The organism is Bifidobacterium sp. LH_389 (assembly GCF_056357235.1).
Genome location: NZ_JBKEVR010000009.1, coordinates 20507 through 35782, shown reverse-complemented (window position 1 = coordinate 35782; position 15276 = coordinate 20507). Strand labels below are relative to the sequence as shown.

At 65.8% G+C, this 15276-nt stretch carries 16 protein-coding genes; 3 read left to right on the top strand and 13 right to left on the bottom strand.

Features of this window, described 5'->3' with window-relative positions; translation table 11 throughout:
- Window positions 1-91 precede the first annotated feature (91 nt).
- Both AC1AZA_RS08795 and AC1AZA_RS08790 read right to left on the bottom strand, forming a co-directional pair.
- Window positions 92-436, bottom strand: coding sequence for a DUF6176 family protein (locus AC1AZA_RS08795; protein ID WP_476514285.1), 345 nt, complete (start codon window positions 434-436; stop codon window positions 92-94).
- 191 nt (window positions 437-627) lie between these two features.
- Window positions 628-1980 (bottom strand): MFS transporter, encoded by a 1353-nt coding sequence (locus tag AC1AZA_RS08790; protein ID WP_476514284.1) that lies wholly within the window; start codon window positions 1978-1980, stop codon window positions 628-630.
- A gap of 198 nt (window positions 1981-2178) precedes the next feature.
- Between AC1AZA_RS08790 and rlmH the strand changes: the two genes are divergently transcribed.
- On the top strand, window positions 2179-2658 hold the full coding sequence (gene rlmH, locus AC1AZA_RS08785; RefSeq protein ID WP_476514283.1) for a 23S rRNA (pseudouridine(1915)-N(3))-methyltransferase RlmH: 480 nt from the start codon (window positions 2179-2181) through the stop codon (window positions 2656-2658).
- 50 nt (window positions 2659-2708) lie between these two features.
- Here rlmH and AC1AZA_RS08780 read toward each other — a convergent pair whose 3' ends face one another.
- From AC1AZA_RS08780 to AC1AZA_RS08735, 10 genes are all read right to left on the bottom strand, one after another.
- On the bottom strand, window positions 2709-3833 hold the full coding sequence (locus AC1AZA_RS08780) for a hypothetical protein (RefSeq protein ID WP_476514282.1): 1125 nt from the start codon (window positions 3831-3833) through the stop codon (window positions 2709-2711).
- The gene (locus tag AC1AZA_RS08775) at window positions 3820-4545 is read right to left on the bottom strand and encodes an ATP-binding cassette domain-containing protein (RefSeq protein WP_476514281.1); all 726 of its coding nucleotides are present in this window, start codon (window positions 4543-4545) and stop codon (window positions 3820-3822) included. Before AC1AZA_RS08775 ends, AC1AZA_RS08780 begins: the two co-directional genes overlap by 14 nt.
- The gene (locus AC1AZA_RS08770; protein WP_476514280.1) at window positions 4542-5687 is read right to left on the bottom strand and encodes a peptidoglycan-binding domain-containing protein; all 1146 of its coding nucleotides are present in this window, start codon (window positions 5685-5687) and stop codon (window positions 4542-4544) included. The genes AC1AZA_RS08775 and AC1AZA_RS08770 overlap by 4 nt, the downstream gene beginning before the upstream one ends.
- A gap of 157 nt (window positions 5688-5844) precedes the next feature.
- Complete coding sequence (locus tag AC1AZA_RS08765) at window positions 5845-7938, bottom strand: CocE/NonD family hydrolase (protein WP_476514279.1); 2094 nt, start codon at window positions 7936-7938, stop codon at window positions 5845-5847.
- A gap of 468 nt (window positions 7939-8406) precedes the next feature.
- On the bottom strand, window positions 8407-9528 hold the full coding sequence (locus AC1AZA_RS08760; RefSeq protein ID WP_476514278.1) for a hypothetical protein: 1122 nt from the start codon (window positions 9526-9528) through the stop codon (window positions 8407-8409).
- Window positions 9525-10241 carry an ABC transporter ATP-binding protein gene (locus AC1AZA_RS08755; RefSeq protein ID WP_476514277.1) on the bottom strand — a complete coding sequence of 239 codons (717 nt, stop codon included), beginning with the start codon at window positions 10239-10241 and terminating at the stop codon, window positions 9525-9527. The genes AC1AZA_RS08760 and AC1AZA_RS08755 overlap by 4 nt, the downstream gene beginning before the upstream one ends.
- A complete protein-coding gene (locus AC1AZA_RS08750) occupies window positions 10238-11404 on the bottom strand; it encodes a hypothetical protein (RefSeq protein ID WP_476514276.1) in 1167 nt (388 codons plus the stop codon). Before AC1AZA_RS08750 ends, AC1AZA_RS08755 begins: the two co-directional genes overlap by 4 nt.
- Window positions 11405-11550: 146 nt before the next feature.
- Window positions 11551-12258 carry a hypothetical protein gene (locus AC1AZA_RS08745; protein ID WP_476514275.1) on the bottom strand — a complete coding sequence of 236 codons (708 nt, stop codon included), beginning with the start codon at window positions 12256-12258 and terminating at the stop codon, window positions 11551-11553.
- Between the two features lie 189 nt (window positions 12259-12447).
- On the bottom strand, window positions 12448-13137 hold the full coding sequence (locus AC1AZA_RS08740) for a hypothetical protein (protein WP_476514274.1): 690 nt from the start codon (window positions 13135-13137) through the stop codon (window positions 12448-12450).
- Between the two features lie 58 nt (window positions 13138-13195).
- The gene (locus AC1AZA_RS08735; RefSeq protein WP_476514273.1) at window positions 13196-13645 is read right to left on the bottom strand and encodes a hypothetical protein; all 450 of its coding nucleotides are present in this window, start codon (window positions 13643-13645) and stop codon (window positions 13196-13198) included.
- A 287-nt stretch (window positions 13646-13932) separates the two neighbouring features.
- Here AC1AZA_RS08735 and AC1AZA_RS08730 point away from each other — a divergent pair, with 287 nt between their 5' ends.
- Together AC1AZA_RS08730 and AC1AZA_RS08725 are read left to right on the top strand one after the other, a co-directional pair.
- Window positions 13933-14190, top strand: a complete 258-nt coding sequence (locus AC1AZA_RS08730; RefSeq protein ID WP_476514272.1) for a type II toxin-antitoxin system RelB/DinJ family antitoxin — start codon at window positions 13933-13935, stop codon at window positions 14188-14190.
- Entirely contained in the window at window positions 14183-14464 is a 282-nt protein-coding gene (locus AC1AZA_RS08725) for a type II toxin-antitoxin system RelE/ParE family toxin (RefSeq protein ID WP_476514271.1), read from the top strand. Before AC1AZA_RS08730 ends, AC1AZA_RS08725 begins: the two co-directional genes overlap by 8 nt.
- 84 nt (window positions 14465-14548) lie before the next feature.
- Here the strand turns inward: AC1AZA_RS08725 and AC1AZA_RS08720 are convergent, their stop codons facing one another.
- A complete protein-coding gene (locus tag AC1AZA_RS08720; protein ID WP_476514318.1) occupies window positions 14549-15232 on the bottom strand; it encodes a hypothetical protein in 684 nt (227 codons plus the stop codon).
- Window positions 15233-15276 lie beyond the last annotated feature (44 nt).

Below are 15276 nucleotides of genomic sequence, written 5' to 3'. Positions count from 1 at the left end.
CACAGATCGGCCGTTCCGAGTCCGGAATAGCCGCCACTTTCCAAGGGCCAACACTCCCGGCACACCCGGAAGCATGCCGGGCCGCCGCCCGTCAGTGCGCGAACACGGAATAATCCCCCAACGCCACGGCGGGACTGAGTTCCGTGAGGGTCCGGTAGTCGACGCACTGCCTCATGTATTCCGCGTGCCTGGCGTCGATCGCATGCTCGCTGCGCCGGAAACGCTCCCGTTGCACGTCCGGGTCGTCGACGATCGTGTACACGTACGCCCACAGTCCGTCCGACTCCTCGTTGAGGAACCACGTCTCCACGTGAGCGCCTTCGTCCGGCAGCGTCGCATTCCCCTCGTCCAGATGATCGGTCAAAAACCGCATCCACTCGCGGGCCAGTTCCTCCCGCCCGGGCCTGATGCGAAATCTGTCGAGCGTGGTGTGCATGGGTTCCGTCCCTCCTTCGGTTGCCGTTGTCCCGATGCCAATGCTACCGGCATCCGCACAGCATCCGGGCGGAGTCCAGACAGAGCGGCCTGCACCCATCAGCATCCACGCGGCAGACACACGGCAGACACACGGCGGACCGTGCGGACGCACCACAGCAGACGGGCCGCAACAGACAGACCCGCAACAATCTATCTGCCGTTGCGATCCCCGATCACGAACAACGCGCCGAACAACGCGGAAGCCGCCGCCACGGCGACGAACGCCCACAGAAGCGCGCCGATCGTCCCCGGAACCATGAACGTGGGCAGCAGAAGCGAGGCGACCGCACACGGGAATCGGCTCAGCCCCAGAATCAGGCTCTGCGCCTGCGTGGACACCCCGCCGGGGAACGATTTCTGCGTCCAGACCTTGGCGTTCATCTCGCCGGCGAAATTGCAGAAGAACTGGAACATGAGCACGGCAGCCACGGTGGCGGCCACGGTTCCTCCGGCGGCCATCACGATCATGGCCGCGACCTGCATGGCTGCGCCGAGCCAGAACATGACCTGCCGTCCCCGCTTCGACGTCACGCGCGTGTACACCATGCCGCCGGCCACGCACAGCACCGCGGCGGCGATCCCCACGGCCACGGCCTGCCGCTGCGTGGCGTGCTGCACCACCAGCAGATACGTCTGGAACTGGTTGATGCTGTTGGCCATGAGATTCCACATGAGGTAGAACAGCGCGATGAGCGCGAACGTGCGCGCGTAGGGCCGCCCGAGACCGTCCGTGCCGCGCAGCACCTCGCGCAGGGACGTGGAGGCCGCAGCCCCGCCGTCACGGGCGCTGCCGCCGTGCGAGTCACCGCCACGCGAGCCGACGTCGTTCGCCCCGGCCCCGATGACCGTCGTCTCGGCGCGCAACGCCGTAAACCTGCGGTCGCACAGCCTCCACGCGCCCGTCAGCGCCGCGACCGCCGCAAGCACCGCGTACACCATGCGCGCGCCTGCGGCATGCAGCGGACTGGCCGCCAGCGCAAGTACGTAGGAACCGAGAATGCCGGACGACCACAGCACCTGCGAATTGCCGATCGCCTTGGTGCGCAGCGCGGCATGGCGAATGTCCCGGCCCATCACGCTCAGTGCCACGGGCAGTTCGATGCCGGCGGCGAGACCGGCGAGCGTCACGCCGGCGAGCAGCATCCAGAACCCGAAGGCGCCCGCGCACAGGGCGAACGCCGCCGCGCACACGGGCATGGTCAGGTTGAAGGTGGCGGTCAGTCCCAGTCGGTCGGCCACGAACCCTCCGCCGAACGACCCGATGGCGAAGGCGAACATGAGCGCGGCGGACAGCATGCCCACCTCAATGGAGTCGAGTCCGAGCGTCTGCTGCCACAGGGCGAGCGTGGCGGACAGCGCGATGATGGCGCCGGATCCGAGGAACGCCCCCATGCCCGCGGCAATGCCCAGCGCCCGGTATGCGGGCTCGTCGCCGGCCCGTCCCGCTCCGTGTCGATCCGCGCGCCCGCGCGATGCGTCCTTGTCTTCCTTGGTGCCCGTCATGCGATCCCTCTGCAATCTCTCCGCGATTCCTCTGCGATAGTGCCGTTGCGATGGCTCTCTCGTCTGCCGCATCCCGACGGATGCCACATCCCGACGGATGCCACATCCCAACGTATGCCGCATCCCAGCGTACTAATTATTGGCATGCACCCCAATATGTGGGACGGGTCCGCGCAACCCTGTGCCATGATGGTTGCCATGAAGATCACGCTCATCACCGTCGGCAAGGTCAAGGAATCGTATCTGCGCGAGGCGATCGCCGAATATTCCAAGCGCCTGAGTCGCTACTGCAAGCTCGCCATCGTGGAGGTGGCGGACGAGAAGACGCCGGAGAACGCCAGCGAGGGCACGGACCGGCGCATCAAGGAGATCGAGGGCGAGCGGATCGCCAGGCATCTCAGCCCGGACGCGTACGTGATCGCGCTGGCCATCGAAGGCAAGCAGCTGAGTTCGGAGGAACTGGCGGCGAAGGTGGCGGATCTGGGGCTGCGCGGGGTGAGCCACATCCAGCTCGTGATCGGCGGCTCGCTCGGCCTCTCCCCGGCGGTCCTCAAGCGCGCCGACTACCTGCTGAGCTTCTCGCGGCTCACGTTCCCCCACCAGCTCATGCGCGTGATCCTGCTCGAGCAGATCTACCGCGCCTACAAGATCAATGCCCACGAGCCGTACCACAAGTAGGCCGTCTTCGTCCCCGTCGTCCGCGACCCGTCCGCCGGGCGGTCTCCCCGTCAGCGCGCCTTGAACAGCCGGAACAGCTGGGATTCGCGGATGACCGCCGCCGAGCAGACCGCGGCAAGCATCACGCCGGCGAACAGCGCGGCCGGCGTGCGCACCGCGGCGAACAGCACCGCATCCGGCGAGGACACCGACCACCGCCAGCAGTAAACGGTCAGCGCTCCCACGGCAGCCAGCACGCCCAGTCCCGCCCAGACGAGCGTTTCCACGGCCACGCCGAGCAGCTGGTCGCTCTTGCGCTGCCCGGAATGCAGGGCGCCGGCATATTCGAGCCTGCGCCGACGTACCGAAACCGCGCCGATCAGCAGCCCCACCGCCAGTCCCACCGCGGGGGCGAACCGCGTGGGGCGCCCGGCGTACAGCGCGGCGGCGTCGTAGCGACGGTCGAAGCTCTTGTTGAGCTGCATCACGCCGTTCGCGGCACCGCCCGAGCCTGCCGAACCGCCCGAACCTGCCGAACCGCCCGCCGCCACGGTGGTGTACAGCAGCGCGGACAGTTCGTCCTGATCCGCAGGCCACTGCTTGGCCCAGCATTCCTGATAGGTGCGGCTCGGATCGGTGGACGCGGGAACGAGCACCGCGTAGGCAAATCGCGTGTCACGCCCGTCGTTGGGCCAGTCGTAGACGCCGGCCACACGCACGGTACCGTCGGTGGTTTCCAGGCTGCCGCCGGTCGCAAGGCCGAAGTCGTTCGCCGCATCGCGCGAGACCCATATGCCGGTCGGATCGGCCTTGAGCGTGCGGCTGCGGTCCCCCATGGCCACGAGCCCGAGCATGCCGGGCGTCACCTCGTAGGCGCTCAGCGACCTGCCGGGCGTGGAGGCCGGTTCCACGTTCGCTGCGATGCGCATGGCTCCCGCGGCCTGCGGCCCGTTCGCGGCGAGCGTCAGTCGGTCGCATGCGGCCCCGTCGATGGGAGAGCCGCCCAGAATGGTACTCACGTCCGCGTCGGCGCTCACGCGTGCCAGCGCCTCGCGCTCCTGATCGATCACCGTATATGCCTCGTAGCCGCCGAGCAGCGTACCCGCGAGCGCCACGGACAGCATGAACGCGAACGCCTTGGACGTGCCCGCGCCGATGTTGCGCAGGGCCTCGCCGATCAGTTCAGTCAGTCGCATGTCCGCCCCCTTCCCCTCTTGCCGCGTTCGCACGGTCCGGCGCCCCGGGCCCGGCACCCTTCTCCCCGGGCGCGCGATCCCCGGGCGCATAGTGGGCCAGATCGATGATCCGCCCGCAGGCGTCGCGCGTGTCCGGGTCGTGCGTGGCGACCACCACGATCATGCCCTGCCCTGCCAGATTGCCGAGCACATGGCTCACGCCGTGCGCGGTGCGGGTGTCGAGCTGCGCGGTCGGTTCGTCCACGAGCAGCATGTCCGGCCGGGAGCAGACCGCACGGGCGAGCATGAGCCGCTGCGCCTCCCCGCCGGACAGCGCACGGAACGGCCGGTCGGCGGCGTACGCCAGATCGAACAGCGCCATGGCCTCCAGCGCCTCCCGTTCGGCGTCGCGCCGGCGCCGACCCTTGGCAAGCAGCGGAAAGACCACGTGGTCCAGCGCGGTGCGTTCCGCCACGCCGTACGGGTTCTGGAACACCCATCCCACGCGCGCAACGCCGTGGCGTTCCACGCGTCCGGCGGCGGGTTTCTCCCAGCCGGCCAGGATGGACAGCAGCGTGGACTTGCCGCATCCGGACGGTCCGCACACAGCGACGGTCTCGCCGGGCAGCAGCGTGGCGGTGAGATGCTCGAACAGGGTGTCCGTGCCGGCAAATCGGTGGCCGAGGTCAAGGATCTCCACGCTGCGTCCGACGCCCGGCTCCGTCTCGTTCACGCGCATGGCACACCGTCCAGCGCGCTGCCCAGCGACACACTGTCCGGCGGAGCGTCCGACGCCCGCCCATCGCCGGAGGTCCCGTCGGCGTCCGCCTCCACCTGCACCAGACTCACGCCCAGCTCGGATCCGACGATCCGCACGGGCACGGCCTTGCGATCCGCGTCCGCCACGCACGCCTTGACCGGGTCGCCGCCGCGGCCCACGCCGAACACGCCCGCTGCCGGCACGCGCAGTACCTGCACCGATTCGCTTAAGGTCAGCGTGGCGTCAAAGCCTTGCGAAAGGTCCACCTGCGGCTGGCCGGCGATCTGCCGGTACGTGTCGCTTTCGGTCACCTTGCGGCAGAATTCCGCATCGTCCACGGCCGTCTGCCCGGCCGGCAGCGTAGTGGTCACGCCGAACACCGTGAGCGTGCGGTCCCGGTCGGACGGGGTGCCGCCCTTGACGGATATCCGCGTAATGCCGCCGGCAATTTCGCCCACGGGCGTTCCGGCCCCCACGGGCATGCCGTCCACGCCCTGCCATGCGGTGGGCGTCACGTGCCGCTGCGGCATCCACAGCACGTCCGCCAGCGCCAGGGAGCCGTCACCGGCGGGCTCGTTGCCCACAGCCTTCATGAGCGCGTTGACCGCTGCGGCAGTGGCGCGCCCATAGGCGTCGGAGTCGGCCGGAGCCCCATAGCCGAGCCGGGCGAGTTCCGCGTTGAGCGCCTTCACGTCGGCGCCCCTGGCATTCGGGGCAAGGTCGCGGTACAGGGGCGTGGTCGTGTTGAGCGCCACAATGGTACGCCCGTTGACGGCCAGCGCGCCTTTGCCGGATTCCAGACCGCCCGCGGACAGGTCCTCGGTGACGGTACCGGACGTGTTGAGCAGCAGCTGGCGCTTGGCGGACACGGTGGGCACCACGCTCACCGATTGGCGGCCTTCGTAGGCCTGCACGGAGACGGGCGCGACGGTCACCTCCGCAGGTGCGGACAGCATGGCGGGCGCACGGTCCGGCAGCCACAACGCGCATGCCCCCGCGCTCGCCGCTGCCGCCGTGATCACGGCCAGCAGGAGCCATGTGACCGGTATGCGCCGTCCGTTCCCGCCGCGCACCGCCGCAGCGTTCTTCGCTGTCGTTCGTCTGCCGAATGCCATCGCGACCCCTTCCCGATCCGGCGTGACGGTCCGCGTCGGTCGACTTCGACCGGCCTTGGTACGCCGTTGGTGCCATCGTACGCACCATTGCCATGACCTTCGCCTGACCGTGCCGCACGCAGCTCTCCGCCACCGCGGCATCGCCCAGGGACGCCGCTCAGCGGTACGGCAGTATGAGCCGCACCGAACCGAGGTCCACCTCGAAATCGGCGAGCGGCACCTTGGCGAGGCGCGTGGTGGTGTTGGCCACCTGCAACGCCAGACGATGTCCGGCGCGCACGGTCCAGTCGCAGGCGAGCAGCGGGAACGCCACGTCCAGCCATTGCCCCACCGGCGCCGGCTCGAACCGTTCGAACGAATCCCGGTGCGCGAGCGCGATCCATCCGCGCGTCACCACGTGCTCCACCTCGTACGACCGCCGCGGCACCTTCACCTTGTACGTGGCCTTGTCCTGCGGGGTGGACCGGCCCACCGTGCGCGTCCGGTCAGAGATCTCCATCATGACGTGCGTATCCGCATCCACCTGCACGTAGTTGCCCTCACCGTACTCGATGAGGCTCGCGGCAAGATTCGTGTCCAGTTCGCTCACCGCCGCGGCCTCCGGGCCCGTGGCCGAGAGCCGCACGCGCAGGGCGATGCGCGGTTCGCCGGACAGGTGCATGTCGCGTTTCAGCGGTTCGGACACTGCGAGAAGCCGATCGTCGTGCGATTTGGCGGATTCGGCGCGCGGCACGAATTCCGCCACGCGGGCGCCCCTGAACCGGAACGGATCCGACGGTTCCGGCATGTCCGATAGTTCCGGCATGTCCGACGGTTCCGCAGGCTCCCCTGGTTCCGCAGACTCCCCCGGTTCCGCACACTGCACCGGATGCTCCGTAGCCTCCGTCTTCTTCACCGGCTCTTTCGCGCTCCTCGGTTCGCAACCCGCCTGTTCACAGCCCGCCGGTTCGACCACCGCCGGTTCACCGCCCGCCGCCGGCGCCACGGATGCCGTCTCCGGCTCCAGCGTCACCGTTCCCGGCACCGCACCGCCGCCCTGTCTGTCCTGAACGCGCCGCACGCCCGCGCGCCGCACAACCCATGCATGGTCCACCGTCCCCGGCACCGGCCAGGTCGGGTAGTCGTGCCATACGTCGTCCGGGTCGGTCACGGACACGGCCGGCTCACGGTCGATGCCGTTGTCCACGCCCAGCAGCCAGCGGTCGAACCAGCGGTGGATGGTCTCCACCCATGCGGCCTGACGGAAGTCGAACGGATCGTCGTGCGCATACTGATGCAGCCACATCTTGCGCGGCACGCCCGCCTTGCCGAGCAGATCCCAGAACGGGGCCACCTGATTCATCATCACGTTGAGGTCGTTCGTGCCGTGCACGATGAACACGCTCGCCTTGAACTTGTCCGCATTGAGCCGGTAGTTGCGTTCGCGCCAGAAATCGTTGGTGCAGCGATGCTCCTTGTCCGCCCCCGCCTTGAGCGCTTTGTATCCGTTGGAAGCCACCTCGAAGCGCTGCAGGAGCCCGTTCGCGGTGGATTGCAGCACCTCCGCGAAGTTGTAGGGCTCGTACCAGCCGCCGTCCGCGTCGTCGCCGTCAAGCAGGCAGCCATTCGGATGGTACCAGTCGTATTGGCTGGAGATGGCGGAGATCGGCACGATGGTCTTGAGGCCTTCCACGCCGGTGGCCGCCGCACCGATGGGCAGCGTACCGTCATACGACTGGCCGAGCATGCCCACCGCGCCGGTGGCCCAGTATGCCGTGGCGAGGTTCGAGTCGCTGCGGTCGTCGCGCGTCCAGTAGGCACGGGCACGGCCGTTGAGCCAGTCGACCACGGCCGTCACGGATGCGATGTCCCGTTTGCCGCCGATGTCGCAGAATCCTTGGGACAGCGCGGTTCCCGAACTTTCCGTGAGCAGCACCGCGTAGCCGCGCGGCACGAAGTAATTGCCGTAGAACAGGGGGAACGTGACGAGCGGGCTGTTCCACTTGTCGCCCTCGTGCAGGTAGGTCTTCTTCTCGCCGTGCCGCGGGTACAGCCCGTAGTAGGGACTCGGTTCCATGATCACCGGCACCCGACCGTCGCCATCCAGTTCGCGCGGGCGGATGATGTCCACGCGGATCAGGTCGTTCTTCCCGTCGTCGTCCCCGTCGAACGGCATTTCCACGTAGACGAACTGCCGGATCGCATCCTCGAACGAGAACATCTCCTCGCTGGTCCCGTCCGCACCGATGCGGAATGCTTGCTGCTGCGCCATTGCCCCTCCATCCGCCGCACTCGCCGCGGCTCCCGCCTTCCACACTACCCGCAATCCGCGGCCCGCGCCCGCCGCCCGGCATGTTCGGCCGGTGCATTTCCGCCCGGAATCATCCGATCGGTCCAACCTGCTTCCCTGTTTGCGCAGCTTGGACCGATCATGCGATTTTCGACCCCGAAACGGGCCTGATTTTCGTCCGATCGGTCCAACCTGCGCCGCAGGGCCCGCAGATTGGACCGATCGAGCAAGCGCTGGGGCACATTACCGGACTACGTAATGCGTACTTTCGATTCGTGTGGTTGTTTTTCCGGGATCCCTTCCATAGACCCATTGGAAAAACGCCGGAATGACGCAGGGTCTATCCGCCCCCTGTCCCAATTTCCACCGCACAAATCGGAAATGCAATTCCCGCGAGCGCCGTTTCCCCTCTCGCGCACCACGCATCGCGTAGATATAACGATTGACGCGCTACCGAATCCGCACCAGCGTAGGCAGCGACCTCGGGCTGACGGCACAGGCGGCCGCCATGGTCCCCACGTACAGCCCGCACAGGCCTCCCAGCACCGCCCGTACGCCCACGTCCGCGAACAAGGCCAGCGCATCCGCCACCGACCCGGCCGCCGGTGCGAGCATGAGCGCCAGCAATCCCGCGGCGGCGGCCGCTGCGGGCAGCGACCAGCCCAGGGCCACGCCGAGCATCTTCTCCGCCGTCTGCGCACGCGTGGCGCCGAACTGGCGCAGCATGGCCAGTTCCACGCGCCTCTGTATCACTGACGCCGCACCGACCGCCGCCGCCAGCAGCAATGCAGGAACGACGGCGAAGCGCGTGATGCGCGTGCGGTATTCCATCTCCCCCGGCGCGTTGCCCGCGAGCAGCGGGTTGAGTCTGGTGGGCGTGGGCATGGAGCCCATGCCGGGAATGCCCATGTCGTCCGCCTGGAAGACCACCGAGTTCAGGGCGTCGCGGATCTGCGTGGTCATGGGCCATGCGCGCACCCAGCAGGAGTCGAACATGGTGTCGTCCTCGGTGACGGGCACGGTCAGCAGGATGGCGGTCGAATACTGGGGCAGCCGCCCGTCGTTGGGCCAGTCGAACATGCCGGTGACGGCATGCGAGGCCCCGTCGGTGGTGACGATGGCCTCGCCCGTCCGCACGCCGAGCTGCTCGCCCACCTTGTTGGAGATCACGAATCCGTCGTCGCCGGTGACGCCCATCAACTGCCGAGCCCCGGCGGTGACCTCGTAGGACAGGTAAGGCGCGTCCGGCAGCGCGATGGGCGTAACGGCCCCCGCGCCGCGCATTGCCATGGCGCCTTCCACGCCGGAAATGGAGGTCAGCGCCGCGCAGTCCCGCCCACGGATGCCTCCCGGTGCGCTGATGGTAAGGATGTCGCCGCCGGATTGGCGGTAGGTCCATGCGGTGTCGGTGAGCTGGCGCACGTTGAGCGCGTCCGCCCCGCCGCACATGAGCAGGATCACCAGGAAGATGCACGCCCACATGCCGGGGTTGCCCACGCCGCAGGCCAGGTCCCGTCTGGCTTCCGCAAGCGGCCACCACCATGAGGCGTCGCGATGCCTGCCGCCCATCATGCCACCTCCTTCGCGTCCGCTCCGCCGCCCGGTCTCGCATCCGGCCCGGTCTCCGCCCCCGCGTCAGCCGGCTGCGCCTTCGCCAGGTCGACCACATCGTCGCAGGCGTCCCGCAGTTCCAGATCGTGCGTGGCCACCACGACCACGCATCCCAGCCCCGCAAGCCCACGGATGTGGGCGATGACCGTGCGCGCGCTGTTGCGGTCGAGCGACGCGGTCGGCTCGTCCACCAGCAGCAGGTCGCACCGGGTGGCGGCCGCCCGCGCGAGCATGAGCCGCTGCGCCTCTCCGCCGGACAGGCTGCCGTACGGATGGTCCTCCACGTCTCCCAGTCCGAACTGTTCCAGGATGCGCCGGGCCTCCGCGTTCGCCACGTTGCGCGGGGTGCCGCCCACGAGCATGGGGAGGGCCACGTGGTCGAGTACGCTGCGCTTGGCCACGCCGAGCGGCAGCTGCGGCACCCAGTTCATGCGGTTCACGTCGTGCCGTTCCACGCTGCCTTCCGTGGGCTGGAGCCATCCGGCGAGGATGGCGAGCAGGGTGGATTTGCCGGAGCCGGAGGGGCCGATGAGCGCGTGGATGCGCCCGGCCACAAGCGTGGCGTTGAGGTGGCGGAACAGGAAGTCGCCCGCCACGTAGGCGTGGCCGAGGTCGTGCAGCGTCACGCGCATGCCGTCCGGCGCCGGAGTGCCGCCCCCGGCCATCCCGGTCATGAGCAGCCTCCCGCATGGGGCGTGAGCCGCACGCTGCCGGAGGGGATGCCGCCGTCCGCGCCTTGGATGTAGGTGCGTCCGAGCATGGATCCCACGATGTTCACGTTCACCGCGCGGTCGCCGGCCGAACCGGCGGACGATCCGCCCACGTCGCCGGAGCCGGCCACCACGATGCACGCCTGCACGCCGCCCTGCGCATTCCCGCCGGCAGCGTTTCCGCCCATGGTGCCGATGGACGACGCGGGCACCACGCCCACGGTCACCGGATCCTTGAGCACCCACTGCACGGACACCTGCCGGGTGCCGTCCTGCATGGACGATGCGGTTTCGAAGGCGCGCGTGCGCGAGAACGCCGTCAGATCGCCCACGTCGCCCTGATCGTTGATGCCGATCGTCACGTTCCCGGACTGGATGACGCGTTCGCCGGCCACGGCGCCTGCCGGCAGGGATTGTGCCTTGGCGGAACTGGCCATGGCGGGCAGTTCGGCTATGGGCTGTCCCTGCCCCACCATCTGCCCCACGGGAGCGGGGCATGCGGAGACGGATACGCCGTCCGCGGCGAGCCATGCCACGTCGGACGTGTCGATCGTGGTGTAGTCCTTGGCGAGCATGATGCCCGCCTTGGCGGAGGCCTGCACGAACGCGGCGACGGTGGCTGCGGTCACGGTATCTCCGGCCACGTCCCCGGCACCGATGGCTTTAAGCGCGTTGTTGAGCCCGGTTACGTCGGAGCCCTTGTCCCCCGCCTTGAGGGGCCGCCAGAGCGGTTCGGCCGTGGCGAGCAGCAGTACGCCGGTGCCGTCTATGCTCATGAGCGACTGCCCGGATGCGAGCGTGGCGCCGGGCTTGCAGGAGGATGCGGTGACCATGCCGCTGCGCGGGGAGACGACCGGGGCCATGGAGACCTCCTCCGCGTTGATGGTGATGGATCGTCCGTCGTTCACCTGCTGGGTTTCGATGGCCATGGCCCCGTCCGCATTGGCTGGAGCCAGCACCTGCGGCGGGTGCGGGGCGAGCACAATCGCGGTGCCGCCCACGCCTACGAGCAGGCAGGCCACGGCCACGAGCGCCGTCATCTGCTTGCCGAGCACGAACCCTTTCCGCCCGGACCTGTTTGCCGCCGCAACCGGCTTGGGCTTGTCCGCCTTCTTCTTGCCGAACATGGTGACCGCCTCTCCGCGCGTCTTCGCGCTACCATCCCGTTATGGTTCCAGTGTACCCCGATGCCGTTGCTACGTCGCCGTTTTACCGCCTCCCGCCCGGATTCCGTCCGAAAGGAGGACAGGGAGGCGCTACGCTGCCGTTGCGCCTACTGCTTCAACGGAGAATCCGCGATGTTATGCAACGGATCAGCCTGACACGCCTTCCACACGCCATGCACCGAACTCGTCGAACGACGAGGATCACCCACCAAAGGAGGCCTATCCTCACGATTCAAACGCACATACTCCTCATACGACACCCCGGACTCCACCAACCCATGCTCCACAAGACACCGGAACGAATACGGCCCCAAATCAACATTATCCGGATTGGTCCAGATCATGTCGTAATAAACCACGATGACGTTGTACCCCGTATCCGCCCTACAGAAATCCACATTCTTTCTATCCTCCTGAGGGATCGCCCTAACACTGGTAGCTCCGATGCCGCCCCTCTCGCTGAACCAGTAGTCACGATTCACCTCATAGCCGAAACCCGCCATGCACGCCACCGCATTGCGCTCCAACTCGTTCACCTCATCCGCCGTGATCACACGATCAGCCAACACCGCATCCACCACGTCATGATTGCTGTGACGCAAATACTCCGCGGAATTCAGAATGCGATCCATATACGCCTGACTGACCTGCACCGAATGCGTATACTGCCCATACGTCGTCCGCATATTCGGCGGCACATACCCCGAAGGCAACCCACCATCCGAAGACGACACACCACCACAACCGGACAACACACCAGCCAACAACACCGCCACAACGGAAACAGCGGCACGCACACCCAATCTCCCGTTCATGACGATTCCTTCCCGGCCAACCGACCGCGCCCCCACAACAACCAGACACCATCGTTCGGCCACATTCCACGCGAAACCCGCCATCGGATCCCGTCACCACCAATGCTACCCAAGCCCACGCAACCCCCGCAAGCAGCCACCTTCCCAACCCGTGAGCAAAACCGAACAACCCGCCAGAAACGACTACGACTACCGCTTCAACGGCGAATCCGCAATGTTATGCAACGGATCGTCGGTGCACTTGTTCACCAGCAACGTCATCGGATCCCCGGAATCGCCGCCCTTAAGCAACGGCTCCGTGCTCCCCTGCAATCTCAGTCTTTCAAACTCCTCGTACGAATACTCCTTCATCAGTAAACCGTGATCCTTGTAGCACTGGTACCGGTATGGCTCAAGATCGACGTCATCTGGATTACGAAGAATGCCGTTGTAGTAATACACCAAAATCTGGTAGCCGGAGTCGATCTCGCACTCCTGTTCGTATTGGTTGTCGCCCTTCACCTTCGCAGCATTCCAAATATCAATGCCGGAACCTTCCGAAAACCAATAATCGACATTCACCGTCAATCCGTGCCGCGCATAGCATCCCACCACCTGTCTTTCCAATGCGTTCATCTCCTCGGAGGTAATGGCCCCATCGGCCAATACCTGCTCCACCGCACCGGCACTATCCACGTATGCGTTATCCAGACCGACCTCAATTTTTTCCCGCCACGCCGGAGTCACCATTACGGAAGAGTCATATTGGCCATATCCATCCCGCGCCCCCATAGGCCTGCTACCCACGTTGCTCGGCGACAGCGCATCACCGGCACACCCGCCTAATAATGCGACAGCAACCAAGCCGACAATTGAGCCATGGCGAATAGTATTGCGCATAGCAACTCTCCTATTGCAAAGTGTCCCCTCTGCCGATGAGAGAACACTTTGCCGTAAATTAGCCGAGAACCTGAGTTCCCCAATCACTGATCAAGGGCAATACATCCTTATCCGCGTAATGGCACGAGCCGCCGACAGATGGGATTTTAGGAGGACTGTAGTCACGGTTTATCCTGACACACTGACCATCTGACGCTTCACTAGGACTAACATAATATGGTCCTCTATAGGTCCATGATCCGATAACGAACCAATGTTTGATGCCACCGTCGCACGTGTAGTTGATCGCGTACCGGTGATCGCCCACCGGCGGCGGAGTATTCACCTGATAATAATCGCAGCCCGCCAGCGCGCGACTGCCGTACCGGCCACTCAACGACACCACGCCGGAACGACCCGCAGGAACCTGAGCCGCCGACGCACCAACAGCCAGCACGCCGCCCAGCGACGCCACCGTCAACGCCACGGCAACCGCACCGGCGGCACGCACACCCAATTTCCCATTCATGACGATTCCCTCCCGGCCAACCGACATGTCCCCACATAACAACCAGACACCATCGTTCGGCCACATTCCCGCGGAACCCGCCATCGGATCCCGTCACCTCAATTTTACCCAAGCCCGCACAACCCCCGCAAGCAGCCAACTTCCCAACCCGTGAAGGCAAACCAAGCAGCCCCCACAATGGAAACCCCGGCAGCCACGGCGACCCCGGCAGCATAAGAACGCCGATTGACGGAAACCCACAACGCATTACAATGTTATTACAGAAGCAATACAGTCAGGGGGATTCCATGAACACCGCCACCATCAGCTTCAGAACGGACCCGCAAATCAAAAAAAAGGCGCAGCAACTCTACGCATCCATGGGCATGGACCTGTCCACCGCCCTGAACGTCTTCCTCCGCCAATCCCTCGTGGAAGGCGGCATACCGTTCAAAATCACCCAGGACCGAGCGGAAAACATCGAGGCCCGCCGCCAAGCCGACGAACGCGACGGAAAGACATTCTCCTCGGCCGACGACCTGATGCGAGACCTGCTCGATGCTTAGAACGATCTTCCGCACCAGCCAGTTCAAACGGGACTTCAAGGCACTGCTGAAGAAACACTACGATCCCGAGAAGATGCACAGGGCGATCGACGCGCTGATGTCCCAGAACCGTGACCTGCTCTCCACAAAATACCGAGACCACGCCCTGACGAACAATTGGAAGGGATACCGGGAAATCCACCTGGAAGGCGACTGGCTGCTGATCTACCGCATCGACGGAGACGAACTGCAACTGGTGCTCGTCAGAACGGGATCGCACGACCAGCTCTACTGAACCGTCTCGGAGACGACACCCCGCACGACCGGCCCATCGGCCAACCCGACCCACGCCACGGTCAAACGGCAAAGCCGCACGGGTCTACCGAGCCAGCGGAGAATCCGCGATGTTATGCAACGGGTCCGAGACGCACATTTCCCAATCCTGATGCTTCGAGCTATCCGAACGCGCGGGGTCGCCCACCAACGGGTTACCTCCCTGCTCGCCGATCCGCCTGAATTCGTCATAGGCAAGGCCTGCGTCAACCAATCCATGCTCTCGGAAGCATTGGAACACATATGGATCCAAATCGATGTCATCGGGGTTTCGGCTCGCCTGATTGTAGTAATAGACCAATATGCCGTACCCCGTCCTGGATTCGCATTGCCTGATCGCATCCTGCACGCGTTCGTCGCCGGCAGGCATCGTCGCCGCGTTGCTGGCCGCAAATCCGCCGTCCTTGGCAAGCCAGTAATCCACATTGACCTCATAGCCACAATCGGAGAAGCACCCGACCATCTGACGTTCCACGTCGTTCATCTCCCCCGGGTCGATGATGCCGTCCGCAAGCACTTGCTCGATGACGTCTTTCCCCGAGGAATCATGGTCCAAAGCTCCTGCAATCTGCTTTCTGTAGGAAGCGTTGATCGGGACCGATTCCGCATACTGCGCATACCCCGAACGCATATTGTCCAGCATCCCGTCGTCGCCCTTCCCAGTTTCAGCCGGTCCCCCGCATCCGCTCAGCAGCACGACGACCGACAACAACCACCCTAGACGCTTCATCGCCAACCCCTTACCCAATAGCATTCCCCCGGCAACACCTACAC

Excerpts from the sequence above, each read along its gene's own strand:
- AC1AZA_RS08795 (WP_476514285.1), bottom strand. The coding sequence starts at position 436 with ATGCACACCACGCTCGACAGATTTCGCATCAGGCCCGGGCGGGAGGAA.
- AC1AZA_RS08790 (WP_476514284.1), bottom strand. The coding sequence starts at position 1,980 with ATGACGGGCACCAAGGAAGACAAGGACGCATCGCGCGGGCGCGCGGAT.
- rlmH (WP_476514283.1), top strand. The coding sequence starts at position 2,179 with ATGAAGATCACGCTCATCACCGTCGGCAAGGTCAAGGAATCGTATCTG.
- AC1AZA_RS08780 (WP_476514282.1), bottom strand. The coding sequence starts at position 3,833 with ATGCGACTGACTGAACTGATCGGCGAGGCCCTGCGCAACATCGGCGCG.
- AC1AZA_RS08770 (WP_476514280.1), bottom strand. The coding sequence starts at position 5,687 with ATGGCATTCGGCAGACGAACGACAGCGAAGAACGCTGCGGCGGTGCGC.
- AC1AZA_RS08765 (WP_476514279.1), bottom strand. The coding sequence starts at position 7,938 with ATGGCGCAGCAGCAAGCATTCCGCATCGGTGCGGACGGGACCAGCGAG.
- AC1AZA_RS08760 (WP_476514278.1), bottom strand. The coding sequence starts at position 9,528 with ATGATGGGCGGCAGGCATCGCGACGCCTCATGGTGGTGGCCGCTTGCG.
- AC1AZA_RS08755 (WP_476514277.1), bottom strand. The coding sequence starts at position 10,241 with ATGACCGGGATGGCCGGGGGCGGCACTCCGGCGCCGGACGGCATGCGC.
- AC1AZA_RS08750 (WP_476514276.1), bottom strand. The coding sequence starts at position 11,404 with ATGTTCGGCAAGAAGAAGGCGGACAAGCCCAAGCCGGTTGCGGCGGCA.
- AC1AZA_RS08745 (WP_476514275.1), bottom strand. The coding sequence starts at position 12,258 with ATGAACGGGAGATTGGGTGTGCGTGCCGCTGTTTCCGTTGTGGCGGTG.
- AC1AZA_RS08740 (WP_476514274.1), bottom strand. The coding sequence starts at position 13,137 with ATGCGCAATACTATTCGCCATGGCTCAATTGTCGGCTTGGTTGCTGTC.
- AC1AZA_RS08735 (WP_476514273.1), bottom strand. The coding sequence starts at position 13,645 with ATGAATGGGAAATTGGGTGTGCGTGCCGCCGGTGCGGTTGCCGTGGCG.
- AC1AZA_RS08730 (WP_476514272.1), top strand. The coding sequence starts at position 13,933 with ATGAACACCGCCACCATCAGCTTCAGAACGGACCCGCAAATCAAAAAA.
- AC1AZA_RS08725 (WP_476514271.1), top strand. The coding sequence starts at position 14,183 with ATGCTTAGAACGATCTTCCGCACCAGCCAGTTCAAACGGGACTTCAAG.
- AC1AZA_RS08720 (WP_476514318.1), bottom strand. The coding sequence starts at position 15,232 with ATGAAGCGTCTAGGGTGGTTGTTGTCGGTCGTCGTGCTGCTGAGCGGA.